Annotated in this window: 19 protein-coding genes; 15 read left to right on the top strand and 4 right to left on the bottom strand. The window is 45.4% G+C overall.

What is annotated here, in order from left to right:
- The 6 genes from ACTXGJ_RS07015 (at nucleotide 1) to ACTXGJ_RS06990 (ending at nucleotide 7,229) form a co-directional block, all read left to right on the top strand.
- On the top strand, nucleotides 1-447 hold the full coding sequence (locus ACTXGJ_RS07015) for a GDP-mannose mannosyl hydrolase (protein WP_443565488.1): 447 nt from the start codon (nucleotides 1-3) through the stop codon (nucleotides 445-447).
- Between the two features lie 39 nt (nucleotides 448-486).
- The gene (locus ACTXGJ_RS07010; RefSeq protein WP_443565486.1) at nucleotides 487-1,893 is read left to right on the top strand and encodes a mannose-1-phosphate guanylyltransferase/mannose-6-phosphate isomerase; all 1,407 of its coding nucleotides are present in this window, start codon (nucleotides 487-489) and stop codon (nucleotides 1,891-1,893) included.
- A gap of 271 nt (nucleotides 1,894-2,164) precedes the next feature.
- On the top strand, nucleotides 2,165-3,169 hold the full coding sequence (locus ACTXGJ_RS07005) for a CgeB family protein (protein WP_443565485.1): 1,005 nt from the start codon (nucleotides 2,165-2,167) through the stop codon (nucleotides 3,167-3,169).
- Between the two features lie 57 nt (nucleotides 3,170-3,226).
- A complete protein-coding gene (locus ACTXGJ_RS07000; protein WP_439242304.1) occupies nucleotides 3,227-4,102 on the top strand; it encodes a UTP--glucose-1-phosphate uridylyltransferase in 876 nt (291 codons plus the stop codon).
- Between the two features lie 3 nt (nucleotides 4,103-4,105).
- Nucleotides 4,106-5,788 carry a glucose-6-phosphate isomerase gene (gene pgi / locus ACTXGJ_RS06995; protein ID WP_443565484.1) on the top strand — a complete coding sequence of 561 codons (1,683 nt, stop codon included), beginning with the start codon at nucleotides 4,106-4,108 and terminating at the stop codon, nucleotides 5,786-5,788.
- 64 nt (nucleotides 5,789-5,852) lie between these two features.
- The gene (locus tag ACTXGJ_RS06990; protein ID WP_443565483.1) at nucleotides 5,853-7,229 is read left to right on the top strand and encodes a UDP-glucose/GDP-mannose dehydrogenase family protein; all 1,377 of its coding nucleotides are present in this window, start codon (nucleotides 5,853-5,855) and stop codon (nucleotides 7,227-7,229) included.
- Between the two features lie 4 nt (nucleotides 7,230-7,233).
- Here ACTXGJ_RS06990 and ACTXGJ_RS06985 read toward each other — a convergent pair whose 3' ends face one another.
- The gene (locus ACTXGJ_RS06985; protein ID WP_443565482.1) at nucleotides 7,234-8,715 is read right to left on the bottom strand and encodes a phosphohexomutase domain-containing protein; all 1,482 of its coding nucleotides are present in this window, start codon (nucleotides 8,713-8,715) and stop codon (nucleotides 7,234-7,236) included.
- Nucleotides 8,716-8,841: 126 nt separating this feature from the next.
- Here ACTXGJ_RS06985 and mazG point away from each other — a divergent pair, with 126 nt between their 5' ends.
- The 9 genes from mazG to uvrC all read left to right on the top strand — a co-directional run bounded on the left by mazG (nucleotide 8,842) and on the right by uvrC (nucleotide 18,854).
- A complete protein-coding gene (gene mazG / locus ACTXGJ_RS06980) occupies nucleotides 8,842-9,738 on the top strand; it encodes a nucleoside triphosphate pyrophosphohydrolase (protein WP_443565563.1) in 897 nt (298 codons plus the stop codon).
- A gap of 88 nt (nucleotides 9,739-9,826) precedes the next feature.
- Nucleotides 9,827-10,126, top strand: coding sequence for a ComEA family DNA-binding protein (locus ACTXGJ_RS06975; RefSeq protein ID WP_443565481.1), 300 nt, complete (start codon nucleotides 9,827-9,829; stop codon nucleotides 10,124-10,126).
- Nucleotides 10,127-10,312: 186 nt separating this feature from the next.
- Nucleotides 10,313-12,526, top strand: coding sequence for a polynucleotide adenylyltransferase PcnB (pcnB, locus tag ACTXGJ_RS06970; RefSeq protein WP_443565480.1), 2,214 nt, complete (start codon nucleotides 10,313-10,315; stop codon nucleotides 12,524-12,526).
- Nucleotides 12,519-13,025, top strand: a complete 507-nt coding sequence (gene folK, locus ACTXGJ_RS06965) for a 2-amino-4-hydroxy-6-hydroxymethyldihydropteridine diphosphokinase (protein ID WP_439242316.1) — start codon at nucleotides 12,519-12,521, stop codon at nucleotides 13,023-13,025. Before pcnB ends, folK begins: the two co-directional genes overlap by 8 nt.
- 76 nt (nucleotides 13,026-13,101) lie before the next feature.
- Nucleotides 13,102-13,902 carry a 3-methyl-2-oxobutanoate hydroxymethyltransferase gene (gene panB, locus ACTXGJ_RS06960; protein WP_443565479.1) on the top strand — a complete coding sequence of 267 codons (801 nt, stop codon included), beginning with the start codon at nucleotides 13,102-13,104 and terminating at the stop codon, nucleotides 13,900-13,902.
- Nucleotides 13,903-14,005: 103 nt separating this feature from the next.
- Nucleotides 14,006-14,908 (top strand): pantoate--beta-alanine ligase, encoded by a 903-nt coding sequence (gene panC / locus ACTXGJ_RS06955; RefSeq protein ID WP_439242320.1) that lies wholly within the window; start codon nucleotides 14,006-14,008, stop codon nucleotides 14,906-14,908.
- Between the two features lie 104 nt (nucleotides 14,909-15,012).
- Nucleotides 15,013-15,960 (top strand): RNase adapter RapZ, encoded by a 948-nt coding sequence (gene rapZ / locus ACTXGJ_RS06950; protein ID WP_439242322.1) that lies wholly within the window; start codon nucleotides 15,013-15,015, stop codon nucleotides 15,958-15,960.
- Nucleotides 15,961-16,172: 212 nt separating this feature from the next.
- On the top strand, nucleotides 16,173-16,682 hold the full coding sequence (yjgA, locus tag ACTXGJ_RS06945) for a ribosome biogenesis factor YjgA (RefSeq protein ID WP_439242324.1): 510 nt from the start codon (nucleotides 16,173-16,175) through the stop codon (nucleotides 16,680-16,682).
- Nucleotides 16,683-16,904: 222 nt separating this feature from the next.
- Nucleotides 16,905-18,854, top strand: coding sequence for an excinuclease ABC subunit UvrC (gene uvrC / locus ACTXGJ_RS06940; protein ID WP_443565478.1), 1,950 nt, complete (start codon nucleotides 16,905-16,907; stop codon nucleotides 18,852-18,854).
- 99 nt (nucleotides 18,855-18,953) lie between these two features.
- On the opposite strand, the gene ACTXGJ_RS06935 is transcribed toward uvrC, so the two are convergent.
- From ACTXGJ_RS06935 to lgt, 3 genes are all read right to left on the bottom strand, one after another.
- Nucleotides 18,954-19,532: a dihydrofolate reductase gene (locus ACTXGJ_RS06935; protein ID WP_439242328.1), complete on the bottom strand. Its 579-nt coding sequence runs from the start codon at nucleotides 19,530-19,532 to the stop codon at nucleotides 18,954-18,956.
- Between the two features lie 68 nt (nucleotides 19,533-19,600).
- Nucleotides 19,601-20,473: a thymidylate synthase gene (locus ACTXGJ_RS06930; protein ID WP_443565477.1), complete on the bottom strand. Its 873-nt coding sequence runs from the start codon at nucleotides 20,471-20,473 to the stop codon at nucleotides 19,601-19,603.
- Nucleotides 20,474-20,528: 55 nt separating this feature from the next.
- Nucleotides 20,529-21,413 carry a prolipoprotein diacylglyceryl transferase gene (lgt, locus tag ACTXGJ_RS06925; protein WP_439242356.1) on the bottom strand — a complete coding sequence of 295 codons (885 nt, stop codon included), beginning with the start codon at nucleotides 21,411-21,413 and terminating at the stop codon, nucleotides 20,529-20,531.
- Nucleotides 21,414-21,646 lie beyond the last annotated feature (233 nt).

Here is a 21,646-nt window from a genome sequence, read left to right as displayed (position 1 = left end):
ATGTATTTAGATAAAAAAATCTTTCAAACCATTATCCAAAATACGCCGCTGGTATCGATTGATCTAATCATTAAAAATGCTCAAGATCAGGTGTTATTAGGGAGAAGAAACAATCGTCCAGCGCAGGGATATTGGTTTGTGCCTGGTGGTCGTATTCGTAAGAATGAAACGCTAGCTCAGGCATTTAAGCGTTTGACATGCGCTGAGCTAGATCAAGAGTTTCCATTAGATGAGGCATGCTTTTTAGGCGTGTTTGAGCATCTGTATGCAGACAGTATTTTTGATAGTGGAACATCCACGCACTATATAGCTCTAGGGTACCAGCTGATTGTGGATGTTAGCTTTGATATGCTTCCTCTAGATCAGCATCATCAATACCAATGGTTTGCGATAAACGACTTACTCAATGATGCTCATGTACACGAAAATACCAAAGCTTATTTTTAGTATCAGTAACTAAGTACCAATCAATTTAGGATAAGGATTATGATTCTACCGATAATTATGGCAGGTGGAACGGGAAGCCGTTTATGGCCGTTATCACGTGAACTCTTTCCGAAGCAGTTTCAAAAGCTATATGGTCAGACAACGATGCTGCAGGCAACTATTCTCCGCCTAAAAGGTTTGGAGTGCTTACCGCCATTGGTTATCTGCAATGAAGAGCATCGCTTTATCGTCGCTGAACAACTGCGCCAGATTGGTCATTTAGACCATAATATCATCCTTGAGCCGGTAGGGAAAAATACTGCCCCAGCCATTGCCTTAGCCGCAATTTATGCGTCTAAGTACAAGGACAACGCTGAGCTATTAATCTTAGCTGCTGATCATGTTGTATTGGATGAAGATGCTTTTTGTAAGGCAGTATCACAAGCGAAGTCTTATGTGCAGCAAGATAAACTGGTTACTTTCGGTATTGTGCCGCATTCTGCTGAAACGGGTTATGGCTATATCAAATATGATTCTACAGGGAGTGAAGTAGGCTCTAAGGTTCAAGAGTTTGTTGAAAAGCCTAATTTAGAGACTGCGCAAGCTTACCTCGATAGTGGCAACTATCTATGGAATAGTGGTATGTTTGCCTTCAAAGCACAAAATTATTTGGATGAGTTAGAGCGTCATCGTCCAGATATTTTTAATGCCTGTAATAAAGCTATGAGTAACGTTGATGTTGATTTAGACTTTATGCGTATCGATAAAGACAGCTTTCTTAAGTGTCCTGCTGAGTCTATTGATTATGCTGTTATGGAGAGAACCACTGAAGCTGTCGTGATTGCCATGGATGTAGGCTGGAGCGATGTAGGGGCATGGTCATCTTTATGGGAAGTTTCTGACAAAGATAAAGATGACAACGTTATCACAGGCGATGTGCTGACTGTTGATAGTCATAATAACTATATATTTGCCGAAACCGGATTGATTGCGACAGTGGGTTTAGATAATACTATTGTTGTTCAAACTAAAGATGCAGTGCTAGTCGCATCCAAAGATAAGTCGCAAGAAGTCAAGCGTATTGTCAACCAAATAAAAGCAGATAAACGTCAAGAACATAGTGTCCACCGTGAGGTTTATCGGCCTTGGGGTAAATATGACTCTATTGATAGTGGCCATCGTTATCAAGTTAAGTGCATCACGGTCAAACCTAGTGAAAAGCTGTCTGTACAAATGCACCATCACCGTGCTGAGCACTGGATTGTAGTATCAGGTACCGCTAAAGTCATCGTTGATGGTCACGAAAAGCTAGTGACTGAAAATGAATCTGTTTATATACCATTAGGGGCAACGCATTGTTTAGAAAATCCTGGTAAGGTTGATCTTGAGATGATAGAAGTGCAGGTTGGATCATATTTGGGTGAAGATGATATTGTCAGATTTGAAGATCGGTATGGTAGAACGTGAAAAATGTCTATGATGGTACTCAATGCGGAATACTATAGTAGTAAAGCTTAAATTATAATTAGTTGTTTTTATAAGGAACCTATATATTCAGTCCTAAATAAAAAAAGTACAAATATTATAACGCGCTACTGAGATAAATTTTTCTTGCTTTTTGTGCCTATGCAGACAAAGTCTGCGAAAAATTTATCCTAGTACCGCTGTGTTTGTTTTATAGTGGATCGACTATATATAGGAGACTAAAAAACAACTTAACTTACTAAGAGTGGTTAAAATGATAAGTGCTACAATTAAGTGTTTTAAAGTAGCAATAGTCAGTGATAAGCTAACTGGAGTGGCTATCAAGGATAGTACAGGTAAACTGTTTCAACTTACTAATAAGTATTGGTCTGTAGTTTTTAAATTTTTTAAACCAGACTTCATCCTAGTCGAATCAGCATGGCGCGGTCACAAAGATAAGTGGCGCTATAAGATAGCCAACTATCCTGATTACCCTGAACGCAATAATGTCGATCTGCGTAAACTCTTAGAGCTTGCAGACAAACATAATATCCCAGCCGTATTTTGGAATAAAGAAGACGGCGCTCATTTTAACCGCTTTATCGACTCTGCCAGTTTATTCAAATATATTCTAACGGTTGATGAGAACTGCGTTCAGCGTTATCGCTCTATATTAGGCAAGAGCGTGAAAGTAGGGGTGCTACCCTTTGCCGTGCAGCCTAAGTTTCATCATCCCACCTCTCTACCACCTCGCTATAATGAAAGCCTATTTGTCGGGAGCTACAGCCATCATATCCATGATGCACGCCGCCAATGGCAGGATATGGCATTTACCGCCGCCTCTCCTTATGGGCTGACCATCGTCGACCGCAACTCTGATCGTAAATCTGACGTCTATCGCTATCCTGACCTACCGAACATGACCATCAAACCTGCTGTGCCTTATGATCAGACAGGTGAGCTATTCAGACAGTACTCACACTGCCTAAACGTCAACACCGTGACCGACTCCTCAAGTATGTTTTCTCGTCGTTTGATTGAGATTATGGCTTGTGGAAGGTTGGCAGTGACCAATCCCAGCTTGTCAGTCAGTACCCGCTTTGAAGGGATGTGTGAAGTTATTGATAATAAAGAGCAAGCGGATGAATTGTTCGCCCAATTATCCAAAGGTTATACTAAGCAGCAAGTTGAGATGATGCGCTATGCCAGTGATCATGTACTACAAAATTACAATTATGATAAATGGTTACAACGCATTATTGAGTTTATTGATTTATAGTTCTCTAATAGCATTTTATAATTTCTATTTTCTTCTTATTAATATAACCAAACCTTTATGAAAAAAATAACCCACGCCGTCATCCCCGTTGCAGGCTTCGGCACTCGTATGCTGCCACTCTCCAAGTCCGTACCCAAAGAGCTTTTGCCATTGGGCAATCGTCCCGCTATTCATTACGTGGTCGCAGAAGCCATCGCCGCCGGTATCAAGCATATCGTCCTCGTTGGCCATGCACAAAAAAGCGCGATTGAAAACTACTTCGATATCAATGCCGAGCTGGATACGCAATTGCGCAGTAAAGGCAAAGATGAGCTTGCTGATAGTCTCAATTGGCTACCCGATGACGTCAGCGTCTCAGTGATCCGTCAAGGCAAAGCTTTGGGCTTAGGTCATGCGGTATTGGCAGCGCGTCCTATCATCGGCGAGCATGATTTTGCTGTATTGCTACCCGATGTCGTATTAGATCCTTTTACTACCGATATGCAGCGTGATAACTTAGCCTTTATGCTCAATGCTTTTGCTGATGATGGTCACTCGCAGATACTGGTTGAGCAAGTCGCTGATAGCGAAGTGCATAAATATGGCATAGCGAAGCTTATCGATAGCGCGACTGACATTGGCGGTAATACAGATGTCAATGCTAGCTTTGGCGTAGCAGGGTTTGTGGAAAAGCCCAACTTAGCAGATGCGCCTTCTCGCTTAGCGGTCGTCGGGCGTTATGTATTTAGCAACCAAATCTTTGACTATTTAGCGCAGACTACCGCCTCGGTCGGTGGTGAGATTCAGCTGACCGATGCTATCGATGCGCTAATTAGTGAGTCTGGCGTCAATGTCACTACCATGTGCGGTGAGAGCTATGATGCTGGTGATATGCGCTCATATATGCAGGCGTTTATTTATTTTGCTGAGCAGCAGCTCGCGGATGAAGAGTAGTCGATGAACGCTATCAACGATCATAAAACTTATAGCAGTGCTCGCGACTCAGAGTATTGGTCGCAGTTGCAGCAGCTCGCCGAGCAGAGCTGGTCGATAGCTGAGCTGTTTGCACAGGATGACAGCCGAGCCCAACGTTTTCAGGCGCAGGCAGGTAGCCTGTATATGGACTACAGCAAGCAGTGTATCGATGAGTCGGTACTAGAGCGCTTACTGAGTTTGGCTGAGAGCTGTGAGCTATCCACGCGTATCACCGATTTGCTGCAAGGCGCTATGGTCAATACTAGCGAGCAGCGGGCGGCGCTGCATACGGCGCTACGATTGCCTAAGAGCGCTGAGTTAGTCGTCGATGAGCAGGACGTTGTCCGTGATGTGCATCATAGCTTGCAGCAAGTTGAGCGGTTATCGGCGCGCATCCGTAATGGTACTTGGCGCGGGTTCTCTGGCAAAGCCATTACCGATGTGGTCAATATCGGCGTTGGCGGTTCAGATCTTGGGCCTTTGATGGCTACTGCCGCGCTCGATGAGTGGGCCGATACCGATATTATCGTGCATTTCGTCTCCAACATGGATGGCTCGCAGCTCGATAACCTACTTAAGCGCTTGGATGCTGAGACTACGCTATTTATCATCTCCTCCAAATCTTTTGGCACCGTCGATACCTTATCTAATGCTCAGACCGCGCTGTCTTGGTTATTAGCGACTGCGACTTTATACTTAGGATCGCAAGATAGTGTGCTGCGTCGCCACTTCATCGGCATCTCCGCTAATAGTGCCAAGATGACGGCATGGGGCATTCATCCCGAGCATCAGTTGCAGCTTTGGGAGTGGGTGGGTGGCCGTTTTTCTTTATGGTCGGCGATTGGCCTAGCTATCGCTATTCGTATCGGTATGCCGCAGTTTCGCGCACTGCTCGCCGGCGCGCATAGCATGGATCAGCACTTTGCTAGCGCTGATTTTAAGGATAATTTGCCAGTACTGCTAGGCTTGCTAGCGGTTTGGAATAGTACCTTTTTGCAGATACATGCTCATACCGTGCTACCTTATGATGGACGGCTGGAGTATCTGCCAAGCTATTTGACTCAGCTGGAGATGGAGAGTAATGGTAAGTCAGTGACGCATGAAGGTCGCCATATTGATTATGATACTTGTCCGATTCTATGGGGCGAGATTGGCTCCAATGCTCAGCACGCGTTTTATCAGTTGCTACATCAAGGTACCCAGCACGTCTCTTGCGATTTTATCGCCTGCGTGCGTCATTATAGTGATGAGGCACGAAACACCTCGCTGCAGCATCAGCATGAGCTGTCCTTATCTAATTGTTTGGCACAGAGCCGAGTACTAGCGTTCGGTAATGCCGCTATTGCAAAGGTCGACGCCGATAGCTCTACAACTGACATTAGTGCGACGGATAAATATAAACATTATCGCGGCAATCAGCCGTCTACGACCTTACTACTCGATGAGCTGACCCCGCATAGCTTAGGCGAGCTGATCGCCTTATATGAGCATAAAGTCTACGTCATGGCGAGCATATGGGATGTTAATCCTTTTGATCAATGGGGGGTAGAGATGGGTAAGCAGATGGCCGAAACCGTCTATCAGGCTATGCAGCAAGGCAGCGCTGCCGCTTTTGATAGCTCCACCAATCAGCTACTTAAGCATATCAAGCAGTTATTTACATAATGAGAGCAAGCAAAGAACATCTCACTAGCTTTGCTGTTGAGATAATGATAATGAAGAGAGTGCTATGAGTCCTAAATCTGCTGTTGACGCTACTAATAACAATGCGTTGAACACCGAATCATCTGCGGTCTGCGTGATCATCGGTCATAGTATCGAGGCCATCACTAGCGCGGTGGTGTTAGCGAGTCTCGATCATACCGTGCACCTCTATGCAGATCTGAGAGTCTTAGAGCAGCAAGTAGAGCTGTATGGCTTTGAGCGCCATTTGCAAGCATTGTGGCAGTTATATGGACAGCAGCAGCAAATCGTTAAATGTGCATTACCGACTAGCGCGGATGAACTTATTCGAAGTTATGAAAGCGCGGATAGTCAGAGTCAAGAACAAACAAAGCCTCTGCAAGTGAACTGCTATTGGTTATTTTTGGAGAGTATCAAAAGCGTTTGGACAGATGATAATTGGGTAATGGCCTTTAATCATAGTCATCAGCAGACTATTCCTATTATTATTAGCGGTATCGAAAAGCTCGGTCATATTGCCAAGGTAGCGGAGCGCTTGCAGCGCGCTTGGGTCTATTACGTGCCGTTTGTGTTTTTGCAAGATGGCGAGGCTTATAGCTCGATGCTAACGCCGTCATTGTGGCTATTGGGCGAAAAAACGCCTGACAGTAGTCATCAGCTAACCGTGCTGCAGCCGCTATTACAACATGCCCGCGCCTATCATCATGCCGATATCGCCACTATCGAGTTTGCGCGCAGTAGTATTATGGCCATGCTCGCAACTAGGGTCAGCTTTATGAATGAGCTCTCCCGCTTAGCGGACAGTCAGCAAGTCGATATCGGACAAGTCAGCGCTATTATGGGGCTTGACGCGCGGGTAGGCAGTAGCTATCTGCAGGCCGGTTGGGGCTTTGGCGGTCATACGCTACCCACTGAGCTTGACAAGCTACAGCAATCGGCACAAGAAAACAGTGTCACTATGCCATTATTGCAATCGGTGCTGCATATCAATGATGATCAAAAAGAGCTGATCTTTCGTAAGTTTTGGCAGCATTTTGATGGCTTTATCGATAATAAAACGGTGATGATTTGGGGCGGCAGCTATAAGTCCGGCTCAGGGCGCACCACAGGCTCAGCCATTCATCCACTACTCGCACTGCTGTGGTCTTATAATATTAAGACCTTAGTCTATAGTGATAAAGCCAAAAGCTCGCTTGCTAAGCACTACGGACAGCAGCCCTTACTGCAACTGCTTGATAGTCCTTATCAGCAGATGGAGGCAGCGCAGGCGATCTTTATTATCAGCCTCTCACCGCAGCACCAACTAGACATAGCGCGGCTTAATCAACAAGCTATGCCTATCTTTGATGCGCAAAACGCTTTATCACGTGCTCAAATTGATAAGTTAGTTGGCGCTTATGTTGGTATTGGGCGCGCTAAGTAAGTCTTTAAGCCGACACCGCGCCTTGCTTAGCTAACCACTCCTTAATCTCATTAACCTGCGTATTAAGTAAATTCTCATCACCACGAGTCTCTATATTGAGCCTGATCAGCGGCTCGGTATTAGATGCCCGCAAATTAAAGCGCCACTGACCGAAGTCGAGACTAAGCCCATCAAGGGTGGATTTGCTCGGTTGTTCGTCAGCAAATTTACTTTCTATATCATTAATGATCGCCTGCGCATCACTGCTAGTTAGACGAAAATTTAGCTCGCCTGAGCTTGGATAAGCGCTGATATAACCATTGACGAGTTCTGATAAGCTCTTGCCAGTGATCGATAATAATTCGATGGTGAGTAACCACGGTATCATACCGCTATCGCAATAAAAGAAATCGCGGAAATAATGATGGGCGGACATCTCGCCGCCATACACCGCCTCTGACTCACGCATCACTTGCTTGATAAAAGAGTGTCCTGATTTACTAATGACCGCTTGACCCCCGTGCTGTTTGATCACCGCTTCGGTGTTATAAATGACGCGCGGATCATAAACAATCGACTCGTTTGGGTATTTATTAAGAAACGCTTGTGCGAGCATACCGACTACGTAACTGCCATCGACAAACTCGCCAGTCTCATCGAACAAAAAACAGCGATCAAAATCGCCATCAAAGGCAATGCCCAAATTGGCATTATGCTCTAGCACCGTTTGCCGAGTGGACTCTCTATTGGCCAAAATCATCGGATTAGGAATACCATTAGGGAAGCTGCCATCAGGTTGGTGATGCAGTTTGATGACTTCAATAGGGGCATCCGCTTGCGCTAATTTATCGATTAGTAAATCCACCACCGGACCGGCGCTACCATTGCCCGAGTTAATAACAATTTTTAATGGTTTGAGCTTGTCGATATCGATAAAGTCGATGATATGTTCGATATAAGCGCTCTTATCAGCTAGTACTTCAAGAGCGCCTTTTTGTTTAGGATTAGCAAAGTCTCCTGATTCAGCGAGCGCTTGAATCTCAGCTAGACCATCATCAGCACTTATGGGTTTTGAGTGCTCTTTGACTAGCTTTAGACCATTATAGTTGATCGGATTATGGCTAGCGGTGACCTCGATACCGCCCAAAGTCTGATAATGGCTAGTGGCAAAATACACCTCCTCGGTGCCGGTCATACCCAAATCTATAACATCGACACCGGCATCGATAATACCCGCAATAGCCGCTTGTTTAAGCTGCTCGCTTGAATGGCGGATATCACTGCCGATAGCAATAGCAGGCTTGAGATATGTCAAATCGCTAGAGTCAGCAGCTGCGTGGTATCTCTTATAAAGAATCTCAGCAAAGGCGCGACCAATTCGGTAAGCTATGTCTTCATCGAGAGTCACGCCAAGCTCACCGCGTATATCGTAGGCTTTAAAGGAGTTTATAGTGATAGGCATAAAGGTAGACGTAGGCTGATAGCTTGCAGTATTGGCAGTAGACATAAAATAGATATTCCTAAGCTTAAAGGTAGAGAGCATTATTATTAAATAACTATTCAATGATACACTAACTTATAAACCGCTATAAACGATTCGTGTTAAACGATAGAAATAAGAGTGATTGTGTTAATGACTACTAAAGATAATAATGCAACTGTTGTAAATGCAGACCAAACTAAAACCCTACCTCCGCAGCCAGTCGTAGGCACACCTAAAGCCACTGGCGAGATAAGTGATTTGTTAGCGTTAATGGCGCGACTGCGAGCGGATTGCCCTTGGGACAAAAAACAGAGCAATCATAGCCTAATTCCTTATGCTATCGAGGAGGCGTATGAGCTAGCAGAAGCAGTGCAGACCGATGACGATGAGGATATTAAAGGCGAGCTTGGCGATGTGTTATTGCAAGTGATTTTTCATTGTCAGCTCTACGCTGAGCAAGGACGTTTTGATCTGAGCGATGTGATAACCACTTTGCAACAAAAACTGATTCGCCGTCATCCGCATGTGTTTGAGACAGAGAGCCTCAAAGATGAGGCGGCGGTCAAAGCGCGTTGGGATGAGATCAAGCTTGAGGAGCGTCAAGCCGATGAAGCTCGTGGCAAACCGCGTCGTCGTTTGGATGCGACTAAGGCGGGCAGTGCGCTGATGCAAGCACAATCGGTACAAAGCCAAGCGTCAAAGTTAGGCTTTGATTGGGAAGGGGTGACAGGTGCTTTTGAGAAATTAGAAGAAGAGATTGAGGAGTTAAAGGCGGAAATTAGCGATAAGTCTAAGGCTGAGATAAAAGCGAGTATTAGCGATATCGAAAAAGAGCTTGGCGATTGTGTGTTTGCCTTAGTCAATGTGGCGCGTAAGCTCAATCTAGATGCAGAAGCGGCAACGTTGACTTGCGTGCATAAGTTTAAGTCGCGTTTTGGTTATATCGAAGCACAGTTAGCGCAGTTAGGCAAAAGCTTGGAGGATAGCGATATCGACGAGATGGACGCGCTTTGGGAGTCTGCCAAACAGCATGAACGCGCTTTATAGCCTTGTCAATAATCTAAAGTTGCTAAAGTATGTCAAGCGCTCAAACCTTTTATTGAGAACGTTATCATGCCTTTTAACCCTATATTTTATGATGACAAAGGTACAAGCGGCTGTTTGTTATGCGGATCCAAAGCAAGCTTATGAGTATCTATTAGCGCAAGAGAAGTATGAGACCCAAGCGCGCGAGCAGGCAGTCGTCAATATAAATAGTGCTAGCGAGGGCGAGCTAGTAACGCTTGACGGTATCGGCAGTAGCAAAGCGCAAGAGATTATTCTCTACCGTGAAATGTTTGGCGCGTTTAAAAACGTTGATGAGCTAGAAAAAGTAAAAGGCATCGGAGCCAAAACTATTGAGAACAATCGAGCACGAATGCGCGTGCAGAATTAGTTTTTCGTTCTCTAAAATATAGAGTGACTATTTATTTAACTTTTATTATCCATCTTTAGCAAATTGGCTGTAAGTAAATGTCATAATGCAGCAATCAAGCCTAAAATTTGTTAAACTAGCCGATATGTTTGCCTGATAAGCGCTGTGTTTATTAGGAACGACAGAATACCGGCGAGGAGTAGATGCATGGCCGAGCGTGCCGCCAAGCAGTTAGAACTAAATAAATCTGAATTACCCAATTCCATTACCGAAGTGATTGCCACCTTATCCCGAGCAGGGTTTGATGCCTATATCGTCGGTGGCGGCGTGCGCGACACCTTATTGGGACTGCAGCCCAAAGATTTCGATGCGGTCACCGATGCCAAGCCTCATGAGATAAAAGACGTGTTTGGCAAGCGTTGCCGCATTATCGGGCGTCGCTTTCAGTTGGCGCATGTCTACTCAGGCCGCGAGCTCATTGAAGTGGCGACTTTTCGTGGGCCGCCTAATAATAATGCGAGTACCAATCAAGACGGTATGATTTTGCGTGACAACGTCTGGGGCGATATCAAACAAGACTTTGCCCGTCGCGACTTCTCTATTAATGCGCTATATTATCAGCCGCTCAAAGGCGTGGTGCATGATTTTTGCGGGGCGCTTGAGGATATTGATAATCAAGTCATTCGCTTGTTAGGTCATGCGCCGGTACGTATCGAAGAAGATCCAGTACGCTTGCTACGTGCGCTACGTTTTAAGGCCAAGCTAGGCTTTGAGTTTGATAAGGAGCTATCCGAGCAGTTTCACGATAGCAATTGGGCTCTGCTTGAGCAAATCTCGCCGCATCGCCTCTATGATGAGACGCAAAAAATGTTTACCGGCGGCTATCTGGTGCCTTTATTGCCGCTTTTATTTGAATATGGCGCTATCGATAGTCTCATTATCTATCCGCCCTCTGAGCCAAGTCCATTAGTGCAGCAAGTCGCTATCAATACCGATAAGCGCATCGCGGCCGGTAAGAGTATCAACCCGGCTTTCTTCTACGCCGCTTTATTGTGGGAGAATTATCTACATCAGCTAGAAAAAGCCAAAAATCGCAATATGCCTTTTGCTGAAGCGCAAATGCATGCCGCGGGTAAAGTGATTGACCGTCAACGCATCAAGACTGCTATTCCGAAGTTTGCCGAGCAGTTTATCCGCGATATCTGGATTTTGCAGCCCAAGCTTGCCGCGCCGCGTAATAAACAAATTGAACAATTGGCTGAGCATCCGCGCTTTCGCGCCGGTTTTGACTTTTTACTGCTGCGTGAACAATGCGGTGATGCCGATCATCCGTTATCTGAATCCACTAATGGCATGGGTGAGTGGTGGCAGACTTATCAAACGCTCTCTGAAAAAGACAAGCAGCAAGCGATAGCTGATTTTGATGAAAATATTCGCCGCGGCGCTTATAAAAAGGGACAACGTGGACGCGGGCGTAATCGTCAAAAGCAAAACGACACTGCTCAAGCTAATGCACACAGCAATCCTGACCAAGTTAAAGTCAATCAGAGCCATACTCATCAAGCCGCAAATGACACTGCGAATGTACCCTCGCGTCGTCGCCGCCGCAACAGTGACAAAGTAGCTACTCAGAACAATAATCTGCAAGCTGCTAGCCCTGAGCAACTGAAACAAGATAGCCAAGAGCTTGAGCAATTGCAGCAGTTGTCACTAGCAGCAACGAAGCAATCGCACAAAAAACCTGCCGCGCCAAAGCCATTGTTTGTGATTGAACACGAAAGAGTAGTGCCACCGCTCAAAATACAGGTGGATGGCGAGAATAATAGCAACAGTGTTAATGGCAATGATAAAGCTAGCCCTAGCAAAATGACTAAGTCTAGCGGCCGCAAAGTCTCTGCTAAAAATAAAGCCGCTGTTGCAAACCAAGAAAACGCTAGCTTGCCAGTGGAGAGTAAAGCGGAGGCCAAATCAGCTAAATCATCGGCAGCTGCTAAGGCACAAGCTCAGCCGTCAAAAGCTAAGTACTCAGAAGCTTCAGTGACCATGGCAATACCGCAAACACCCAAATCAGTGGCGAGTACTAAAAGTAGCGAACCCATCCCTAGCAAGCGTCGCCGTAAGCCCTTAAATTTGTCTAAACCTGCAGTCAATAAGAGCGCAGATAAAGAGTTAGCAGCTAGCAAGCAAGATAACCAAGCTTTGCAAGATGGTAATGTTTCTAAAGGCGGCAATTCTTCTAAAAAAGATAATGCTTCCAAAGATGATAAAGCTGCCAAGTCCTCGTCAGCTAAAGCTGAAAAGAAAACTTCGACTGCTAAATCCGTTGGCAAGGCTAACGCTACTGAAGCAAAAACAGCTGCCAATAAAGGCGCGATACCTGCCAAACGCCGCCGCCGTCAGCCCAGTACTGATAATGCTTGATAGTAATAATTGGGTCACTTGTTATTTAGGCTTAGGCAGTAACTTAAGCAATGAGCTAGGCTCGCCCATTGAGCATTTGCAGCAAGCGCTTGTCAGCTTAGAGCAGCACACTGCTGTGCGTCAGCTACGAGTGTCTTCTAACTATGCGTCAGCGCCGATGGGCCCGCAAGATCAGCCCGATTTTATCAATGCGGTGGTGGAAGTAGAAACGACTTTAACGCCCTTAGAGCTGCTAGCTTTTTGTCAGCAATTAGAGGCGCAAGCACAGCGTGAACGTTTACGGCGCTGGGGCGAGCGCAGTCTCGACGTTGATATTTTGCTTTATGGTCAGCAGCAAATCGATGAGCCGACGCTGATAGTGCCGCATGCTGGACTTCATGAGCGCAACTTTATGTTGGTACCGCTACGAGAGCTAGCGCCTGAGCTGATGATTAAGGATCAGCCTGTCTCAGCCTATCCATTGAGCGCAGACTGGAGCGGGCTTAAGCTTATCAAGTGATTGCTAAGCTAACTACTGAAGTTTTTCTATATCATTAGCCACTTAAAAATACTTTTATCAAGTCATTGAGGGTCATATGACGACTTTATCTACGCTCAAAAAGTTTAAAAAAGACGGCACCAAATTCACTTGCCTCACCTGCTATGATGCGATGTTTGCACGGATGATGGAAAAGGCGCAAATCGATACCATCTTGATCGGCGATAGCTTAGGTATGGTGGTGCAAGGTCATGACTCGACTTTACCGGTAACTGTCACTGATATGGCATACCATACGGCGAATATCGCGCGTAGTAATAAGCAGGCTCTGATCTTGGCGGATTTGCCTTTTATGAGTTATGCACTTGAAGCTGAAGCCATTGCTAACAGTCGGCAGCTGATGCAAGCAGGCGCTCATGTCATCAAGATAGAAGGCGGGCGTGAACTTAGTCGTTTGGTCGCCACTTTAGCGCAAGCGGGTACGCCAACTTGTGTGCATCTAGGCTTAACGCCGCAGTCGGTCAATGTCTTTGGTGGCTATAGGATTCAGGGCCGTAGCGATGAAGCGGCGGATAAATTATTAGCTGATGCCAAAGCAGTGGTAGAAGCGGGCGCGGCGCTGTTAGTCTTAGAATGCGTCCCTGCAGATTTAGCTAAGACGGTGACTGAAGCGGTCGCGGTACCGGTCATCGGCATCGGTGCCGGAGCAGATACCGACGGTCAAGTGTTAGTCATGCATGACATGCTAGGCATGGTGCATGGCCGGGCGCCAAGATTTATTCATGATTTCTTGACTGATGAGCGTAACACTGAGCGTAGCATCGAAGGCGCGTTTGCGCTGTACCAGCAGTCGGTACGCGAGGGTAGCTTTCCGCAAGCGCAGCATCAGTTTGATTAGCTAGAAATATTTTGGGTTAGTAGTTAGCAGGGTGCGTTTCACGCACCATTAAACAGATATAGCAATCACATCTCATCCGATACCAAGATAAGAAGACTTTTTGATGCCTATCATTCATCATCATATCGCTAGTTTGCAAGACACCTTAAAGCCTCTGCGTAGTCAGCAGCGTATTGCTTTAGTACCAACGATGGGTAACTTGCATGCTGGACACCTACAACTGGTCAAAATGGCTAAACAGCAGGCTGATATTGTGGTAGTCAGTATCTTTGTTAATCCAACCCAGTTTGGTATTGGTGAGGATTTTGAGAGTTATCCACGCACTCTTGAGGCTGACGTTGCTAAGCTAGCAAGCGTCGATACCGATTACGTGTTTGCGCCTAGTATTGATGAGATGTATCCGCTGTTGCCACCGCCTACTAAGGTTATGGCTGGCGCGATAGCTATGCAATTATGTGGTCAATCGCGTCCGACGCATTTTGATGGCGTCGGTATCGTCGTCGCTAAACTGTTTAATATTGTGCAGCCTGATGTGGCCTTTTTTGGGCAAAAAGACTATCAGCAATTAGCGATTATCAAGCAATTAGTCAGGGATTTAAGTTATCAGGTAGAGATTATTGGTGCGCCTATTGTGCGAGCGGAGGACGGCTTAGCTTTATCTTCTCGCAACCAGTATTTAACCGATACTGAGCGCAAAACCGCACCCGTTTTACATCAAGTATTAGTAAATTTCGCTGATCAATTAGCACAAAAAATAGCAGAAGATAGCTTTGATAACTCAGTATTGCAATCGTTATTAACACGAGCGGCTCAGCGTATTACTGCAGCGGGTTTTGCTATAGACTATCTAGAAGTAAAAACTACCGATTTGCAGCCTATTACTTTTGAAGCGTCCTATCTTAAAGAAAATCAGCAAGATTTGATTATTCTAGTCGCCGCAAAACTAGGGCAGGCAAGACTGCTGGATAATCAATTGGTACGACTAGACAACCCATGGGTTAAATAATCTTATTAGCGCTAAATAAATAGCGTAGGATAGAGACAGTTCGTTCGGTCGTTTAGAACGCAGTAAGCGTATTTATTAATCAGCTTATGGATTAGGGTAATAGCATGGAAGTGGACAAACTCGGCGCAAATACTCAAACGCCATCACTTAGCGATGATAAGTTAAGCGTACTTATTGTCTCTGGGCGCTCAGGCTCAGGTAAGACCTCAGTGCTCAATACTTTAGAAGATCTGGGCTATTATTCTATTGATAATTTGCCGTTATCGCTAGTTCCTGAAGCGGCGCATAAACTTGTTAATGAGAGTAATATCAAGCGCGTGGCTTTAGGCGTTGATATTCGCTCACCGCGTGCTGACTTGTCTAACTTTGCAGCGATTCAAAAGCAGCTACATCAGCGCTATGGCGAGTTAAAAGTACAAGTGATCTATGTCACTGCGCAAGAGGATATCTTAGTTGCGCGCTTTAACGCGACTCGCCGTGTGCACCCGCTAATGGCGCAAGATGCTGACGGTGTTGAAAACACCAAATACAATCTGCCAGCCGCGATAAAAAGAGAAGTCGAATTATTGCAGCCCATCGCTAGCTGCGCCGATATTACTATCGATACTAGTAAACTTAATATTCATCAGCTCAAAGAGCGTCTGCGCGATCAAGTCGGGGCGGATAACAAGATTATCGTTAATCTGCTATCGTTCGGTTTCAAATATGGGACGCCTATCGATGCTGATTTTGTCTTTGATGTTAGGATTTTGCCTAACCCGCATTGGAACACTGCTCTACGCAGTGCGACTGGGCTAGATAGCGAAGTTGCAGCGTTCTTTGCTGATTATCCAGAAGTAAGCGAGATGAGCGATGATATTGCTACCTTCCTCACGCGCTGGCTGCCCAATTTTTTGCATAATAACCGCCATACGGTAACCGTAGCTATCGGCTGCACTGGCGGCAAGCATCGTTCGGTTTTTATTACTGAAAAGCTACAACGCCATTTGACTCAGCATCTACCAAAGGCGTTAACTATAGTCGCTAAGCACCGCGAAAAAAATCGCTGGTAGTCGTTTGTTTTTTATATAGTCGATACACTTTAAAAATGGTATAGCGCTACTGGTATAAATTTTACTTGTGTGCTGTATTCACAGAGGCTGCGTTAAATTCATCCCAGTAGCGCGCTTAAACATATCACAGGTTTAATTTCAACTGACTAGAGTGACTTTACTTGCAGTCGTTATTTTTTATCCTTTATTTCCATTATTCTTAGAGAGCTTTTATGATTGATTGGTCAGAACAAGACATGCGCGTTTCGCGTACCGAACTCAAAAAATCCCATGAGCGGCTGCAAGCGTTGTCGATACCTTTGGCTAACTTATCGAAAAAGCAGTTAAAAACCTTGCCTGCCAGTGATTATTTTATGGCAGAATTGATGGCTTTAGCCGATATTACTAGCGCTAATGCGCGTAATCGGCAGACTAAGCGTGTCGGCAAGTTGATCAGTGAAGAGAATCGTCACGAGCTCATCAAAGCGCTCTTTGAGGCGTTTTTCCCTAATGAGCAAGTTGCCAAGATAGAAAGCTGGCGCGGTAGGCTTAATATCAATGATGAAAGCACGCTTAAGCAATTCATCAAGCAGTATACTGCTTCCGAGCGTAATAGCTTGTATCAATTACTGTTATGGATTGAATATGCCAAACACACCCAAGACGATGAGCTCATGATGGAGTCCGAACAGGATTTAGCGAGCTACATCCGTGAAGTTGCTATCTTATCGCAGCTCAAATAGTCTTGCTAAGGTAAGAAATCGTTGGTAGCGATAAAAAGGTCAGCTTAATGCTGGCTTTTTTGCATTTGCATTTTGCTAAATAGTTTTTAGATAGGACGAATGTTAAAGATGGGCAGTAAAGCTGCTAATAGCTTGATAAGGTTGTTGTTTTCCATCTTGTAATCTAGTGGGCAGCTCCCCATAAATAATAGTAATTCAAAATCTTTGAGAGTTTTAGCAGTTATGGTTAAAGTTTCAGAATCGAATGCTGACGACAACATAAGTAATGATGTCAACAATGGCGCTAGCAAAAATGCTAGTGCAGACAATAATAAAAGTGCAGACGATAATAAAGATGCTGTTGAAATCGAGAGTAAAGACGACAGAAAAGCTCGTCTTAAGCACCTGATTAAGCGTCTGCCTAATTTGCCAGGCGTTTACAAAATGCTAGGTAAAAATGGCGATATTCTCTACGTTGGTAAAGCCAAATCGCTAAAAAGCCGCGTCAATAGCTACTTTGCAAAGACCATCGATCACCCAAAAACTCGGGCTTTAGTCGCGCGTATTCATAATATAGAAACCATTATTACCCGTAGTGAGACCGAAGCGCTGCTGCTCGAACAAAACCTAATTAAAGAATACCGGCCGCCTTATAACGTGCTACTGCGTGACGATAAGTCTTATCTTTATGTATTTATCTCCGCTGATAAACCTTATCCGCGTTTGGCTTATGGCCGCGGTAAAGGCAACCATCAAAAAGGCCGCTTCTTTGGACCCTTTCCCTCAGCGCATGCCGCCAAAGAGACGCTGGTGCTGATGCAAAAAATGTTTCAGATGCGCCAATGCACTAATACATTTTTTAAACAACGCAAACGCCCTTGCTTGGAGTATCAGATCAAGCGCTGCCGTGCGCCCTGCGTGGGGCTCGTGTCGCCAGAAGAGTATGCTGAAGATGTCAATAATACGATTCGCTTCTTAAAAGGCGACTCTAGTGATATTCATAGTGCTTTGATCGAAAAAATGGAAGGCGCCGCCGAAGCGCTAGATTTCGAAAAAGCGGTGTTTTATCGTGACCAGCTATCGATGCTGCGCGAAGTACAAGCGCGGCAAGCGGTCTATACCGTACAAGGCGAGGCTGATGTTATCGCCATCTCTAGCCAAGCTGGCATGACGACAGTGAATGTGCTGAACGTGCGCGGCGGCCGCGTGCTTGGTGGTAAGAACTATTTCCCCGATGTCGATAGCAGCGAGCCTATCGCTGATAACTTATCCGCCTTTATTACCTCGTTTTATTTTCAGGTGACCGATGACTTGCCAAGCGAGATTATCTTAAGTCATAAGCTACCAGATCAGCAAGCCATCAGCGAGGCGCTAGCGACTCACTTTGGCAGTAAAGTCACTATCAAGACTAACGTACGTGAACACCGAGCTGAATGGTTAGATTTAGCCAGTCTCAACGCTAGTAATGCGCTAAAGACTAAGCTTGGCGATTATCTTGAGCTGCACGCGCGCTTTAATGCCTTAAAAGATGTGCTTGCTGATGTCACTGATAGAGCCATCGACCGGATTGAGTGTTTCGATATCTCGCATACTATGGGTGAGGCGACCATCGGGAGCTGCGTAGTTTTTGATCAGGGCGGTTCGCGCCGACGCGACTATCGTCAGTATGCCATTCATGATATTCAAGGTGGTGATGACTATGCCGCGATGAAGCAAGTGCTGACACGACGTTATAAAAAACAGCCTTTGCCGGATTTATTACTGATTGACGGTGGTAAAGGACAGCTTGGTATCGCCAAAGAAGTGCTAACAGAGCTGGGTATCCTTAATGATACGCTGCTGATTAGTGTGGCAAAAGGCGAGGGGCGCAAGGCTGGGCTTGAGGTATTACACTTTATCGATCATGAGCCGCTTGATTTACCGATGGATAGTAAAGCGCTACATTTATTGATGCATATTCGAGATGAAGCGCACCGTTTTGCGATTACCGCGCACCGTAAAAAACGCGATAAGCGCCGCTCGTCCTCGGTGCTAGAAGTGATTCCGGGATTGGGTGAAAAGCGTCGCCGTGATTTGCTCAATCATTTTGGCGGCTTGCAGCAATTGCTAGGTGCATCGCAGCAGGAGTTGGCTGGCGTCACAGGTATCGGACCCGTGCTTGCCAAGACGATTTATAAGGTTTTACATGAGTAAAGTTTTCGACCACTAGTTATTTTTATACTCATGTAAAAGTTCAAATGTCGTTGATTCAAGCTAGGCTATTCAAAGCCTGGTTTTTTTATAAGCTAAAGATTAACTTTCTTTTCTTCTATAACTCACAAACTGAAAGTCTAAACCACTTTTTTCATCATGCTGAGAGTCAGACTTTTCTGCCGCGACAAAGTCGCTTGGAAGCTCCGGAAAAAACGCATCGCCGTCATTGATCTTTGTATCGACATGGGTCAGCTCGATACGATCGGTGTACATCATGGCATCTTTAAATACCTTTTCGCCGCCGATAACCCAGATTGTATCTAAATGCGCGCCATGAGCGAGGCTTGCCGCTTGCGTCAAGGCATCGTCTAAATTATGCACGACATAAGCATCATCACGGTCGGTTAGGTTTTTTTGCTCAGCGTAATCAAGCTGAGTGCTGATGATAAAGCTGACACGTTTTGGGAGCGGCTTACTGCCCATCGACTCAAACGTTTTGCGTCCCATAACAACGATGCCTTGAATACTATCTGTATCCCCATCGTTTTGCTTAGTGGTCATAGCCTTAAAATGCTGTAGATCAGCCGAGATATGCCACGGCAATTCATTGTCTTTACCGATGCAGCGATTGCTACTAATCGCGGCGATTTGGGCAACTTCGGTATGCGCATAACTCATAACTTATCCCTTTTATTATTCATTAATTTTCTAGTTTTACAGTTTTCTTAATTCCACAGTTCAGTCGCTTAAACCGCCACTTTCGCTTTAATAGCCGGATGCGATTCATAACCGTCAACGCTGATGTCCTCGAAAGTAAAAGCAAAAATATTTTTCACTTCTTTATTTAATGCCAGTGTCGGCAGCTGATAAAGCTCGCGAGTGAGCTGTAACTCTACTTGCTCTCTATGATTTTGGTAAATATGACAATCACCGCCGGTCCAGATAAATTCGCCCACTTGTAGGTCACAAACTTGCGCGATCATATGCGTCAATAGGGCGTAACTGGCAATGTTAAAGGGCACGCCTAGGAATAAGTCGGCTGAGCGCTGATAGAGCTGGCAGGAGAGTTTATTATCAGCGACAAAGAACTGAAACAGTGTATGACAAGGCGGCAGGGCGACTTGATTGGCCTCGCTTGGATTCCAACCAGAGACGATGAGACGTCTGGAATTGGGATTGGTTTTTATCTGTTCAACTACTTCTGCAATCTGATCGACGCCGTCATCATTATAAGCACTGTTATTACTGTCATTGGTGTTTTTAGTTGCGCCATAATTACGCCACTGATGACCATAGACAGGGCCTAAGTCACCCGCCGGACGGTTAAATCGCGCGGTTTGCTCGGCGGTGGCCCACTCGTTCCAAATGCGTACGTTATTTTGCTGCAAATAATCGACATGAGTGCTACCGCTTAAAAACCACAGTAGCTCGTAAATGATAGATTTGAGATGTATTTTTTTGGTGGTCAGTAAGGGAAAGCCCTCTGCTAAGTCAAAACGCAATTGTGCGCCGAAATGACTTAAGGTACCGGTACCCGTGCGATCGCCTTTTTCAGTACCGTGAGCCAACACGTACTGGAGTAAATCAAGATAAGCTTGCTCGTTTTTACTAGTAATCATGGTCTGCAACTTCAATATTCAATAACAACTAAGTTTATTTAATGTCTGATATCGCCTAATAAGCGGCTTGTCTACCCCAATCATAAATGTCACGTTTATAAGCATAAATGATGAGCACGATACCGATAATAATCATCGGGGCGCTTAATATTTGCCCTTTGGTGACCCAGCCTAAGAGGATAAAGCCTTGATCGGCATCAGGCTGACGGAAGAACTCAACGATAAAGCGGCTAAAGCCGTAACCAAGCATAAACACGCCTGTGACAGCCATACGTGGACGCGGCTTTGAGGAGTACCACCACAGTAGTAAAAATAGCAGCAGTCCTTCGGTCAACGCTTGATAGAGCTGCGAGGGATGGCGCGGCAGTAAATACTGACCGCCCACCTCAGTCGCCAATTGCTGCAAAGCCGGATTGGTCTGCATTAGCTGGGCATCAAAGGCTGCCGCTTGCGGGAAGTAAGTGAGCCAGTTATAGCCGCCGTCAGAGACACGGCCCCACAGCTCGCCATTGATATAGTTACCAATACGCCCGAACAATAAGCCCGTTGGCACGCAAGGCACGATAAAATCGAGCACTTGAAAAGGGGTTTTTTTATATTTTCGCGCAAAATAAAGCATGCCCAAAGCGACGCCAATGAGGCCACCATGAAAGGACATGCCGCCTTCCCAAACCCTAAACAAGTAGGCCGGGTTTTGTAGTAATTCGCCAAATTGATAGAACAGCACGTAACCGATACGGCCGCCTAAAATAACACCGAGTGCGCCAAAGAACACTAAATCCGAAACCATATCCGTCGACCAAGCTTCGCGTTTGGTACTGCGATACCAAGCAAGCCCAAAGGCTGCGGCAAAAGCAAGCAAGTACATCAAACCATACCAGTGCACTTCGATGGGGCCGAGCGCTAACGCTACAGGATCATACTGAGGATGAATGTTCATAAAAAGTCATAATTTTGAGGATAAGATGCTGCTCATGATAGCAAATTTAGCTGCCACGAACACTAATTTTGCTTCGTGATGCTAAGTGGTAATCAAAGGGTATGACGCTAATAAAATACTGTCAGTAAAGAAGCTACTCGCTGTCGACATAATCACTATCAAAATATCAGCGAAGGCGAACAGTACAAAGTTATAAGATAGTAATGGCTGATAAAAAGCGCTAAGATAAAATC

The organism is Psychrobacter sp. 1Y11 (genome assembly GCF_052259045.1).
Lineage (GTDB): Bacteria > Pseudomonadota > Gammaproteobacteria > Pseudomonadales > Moraxellaceae > Psychrobacter.
This window is presented reverse-complemented; position numbering and strand designations above follow the sequence as displayed.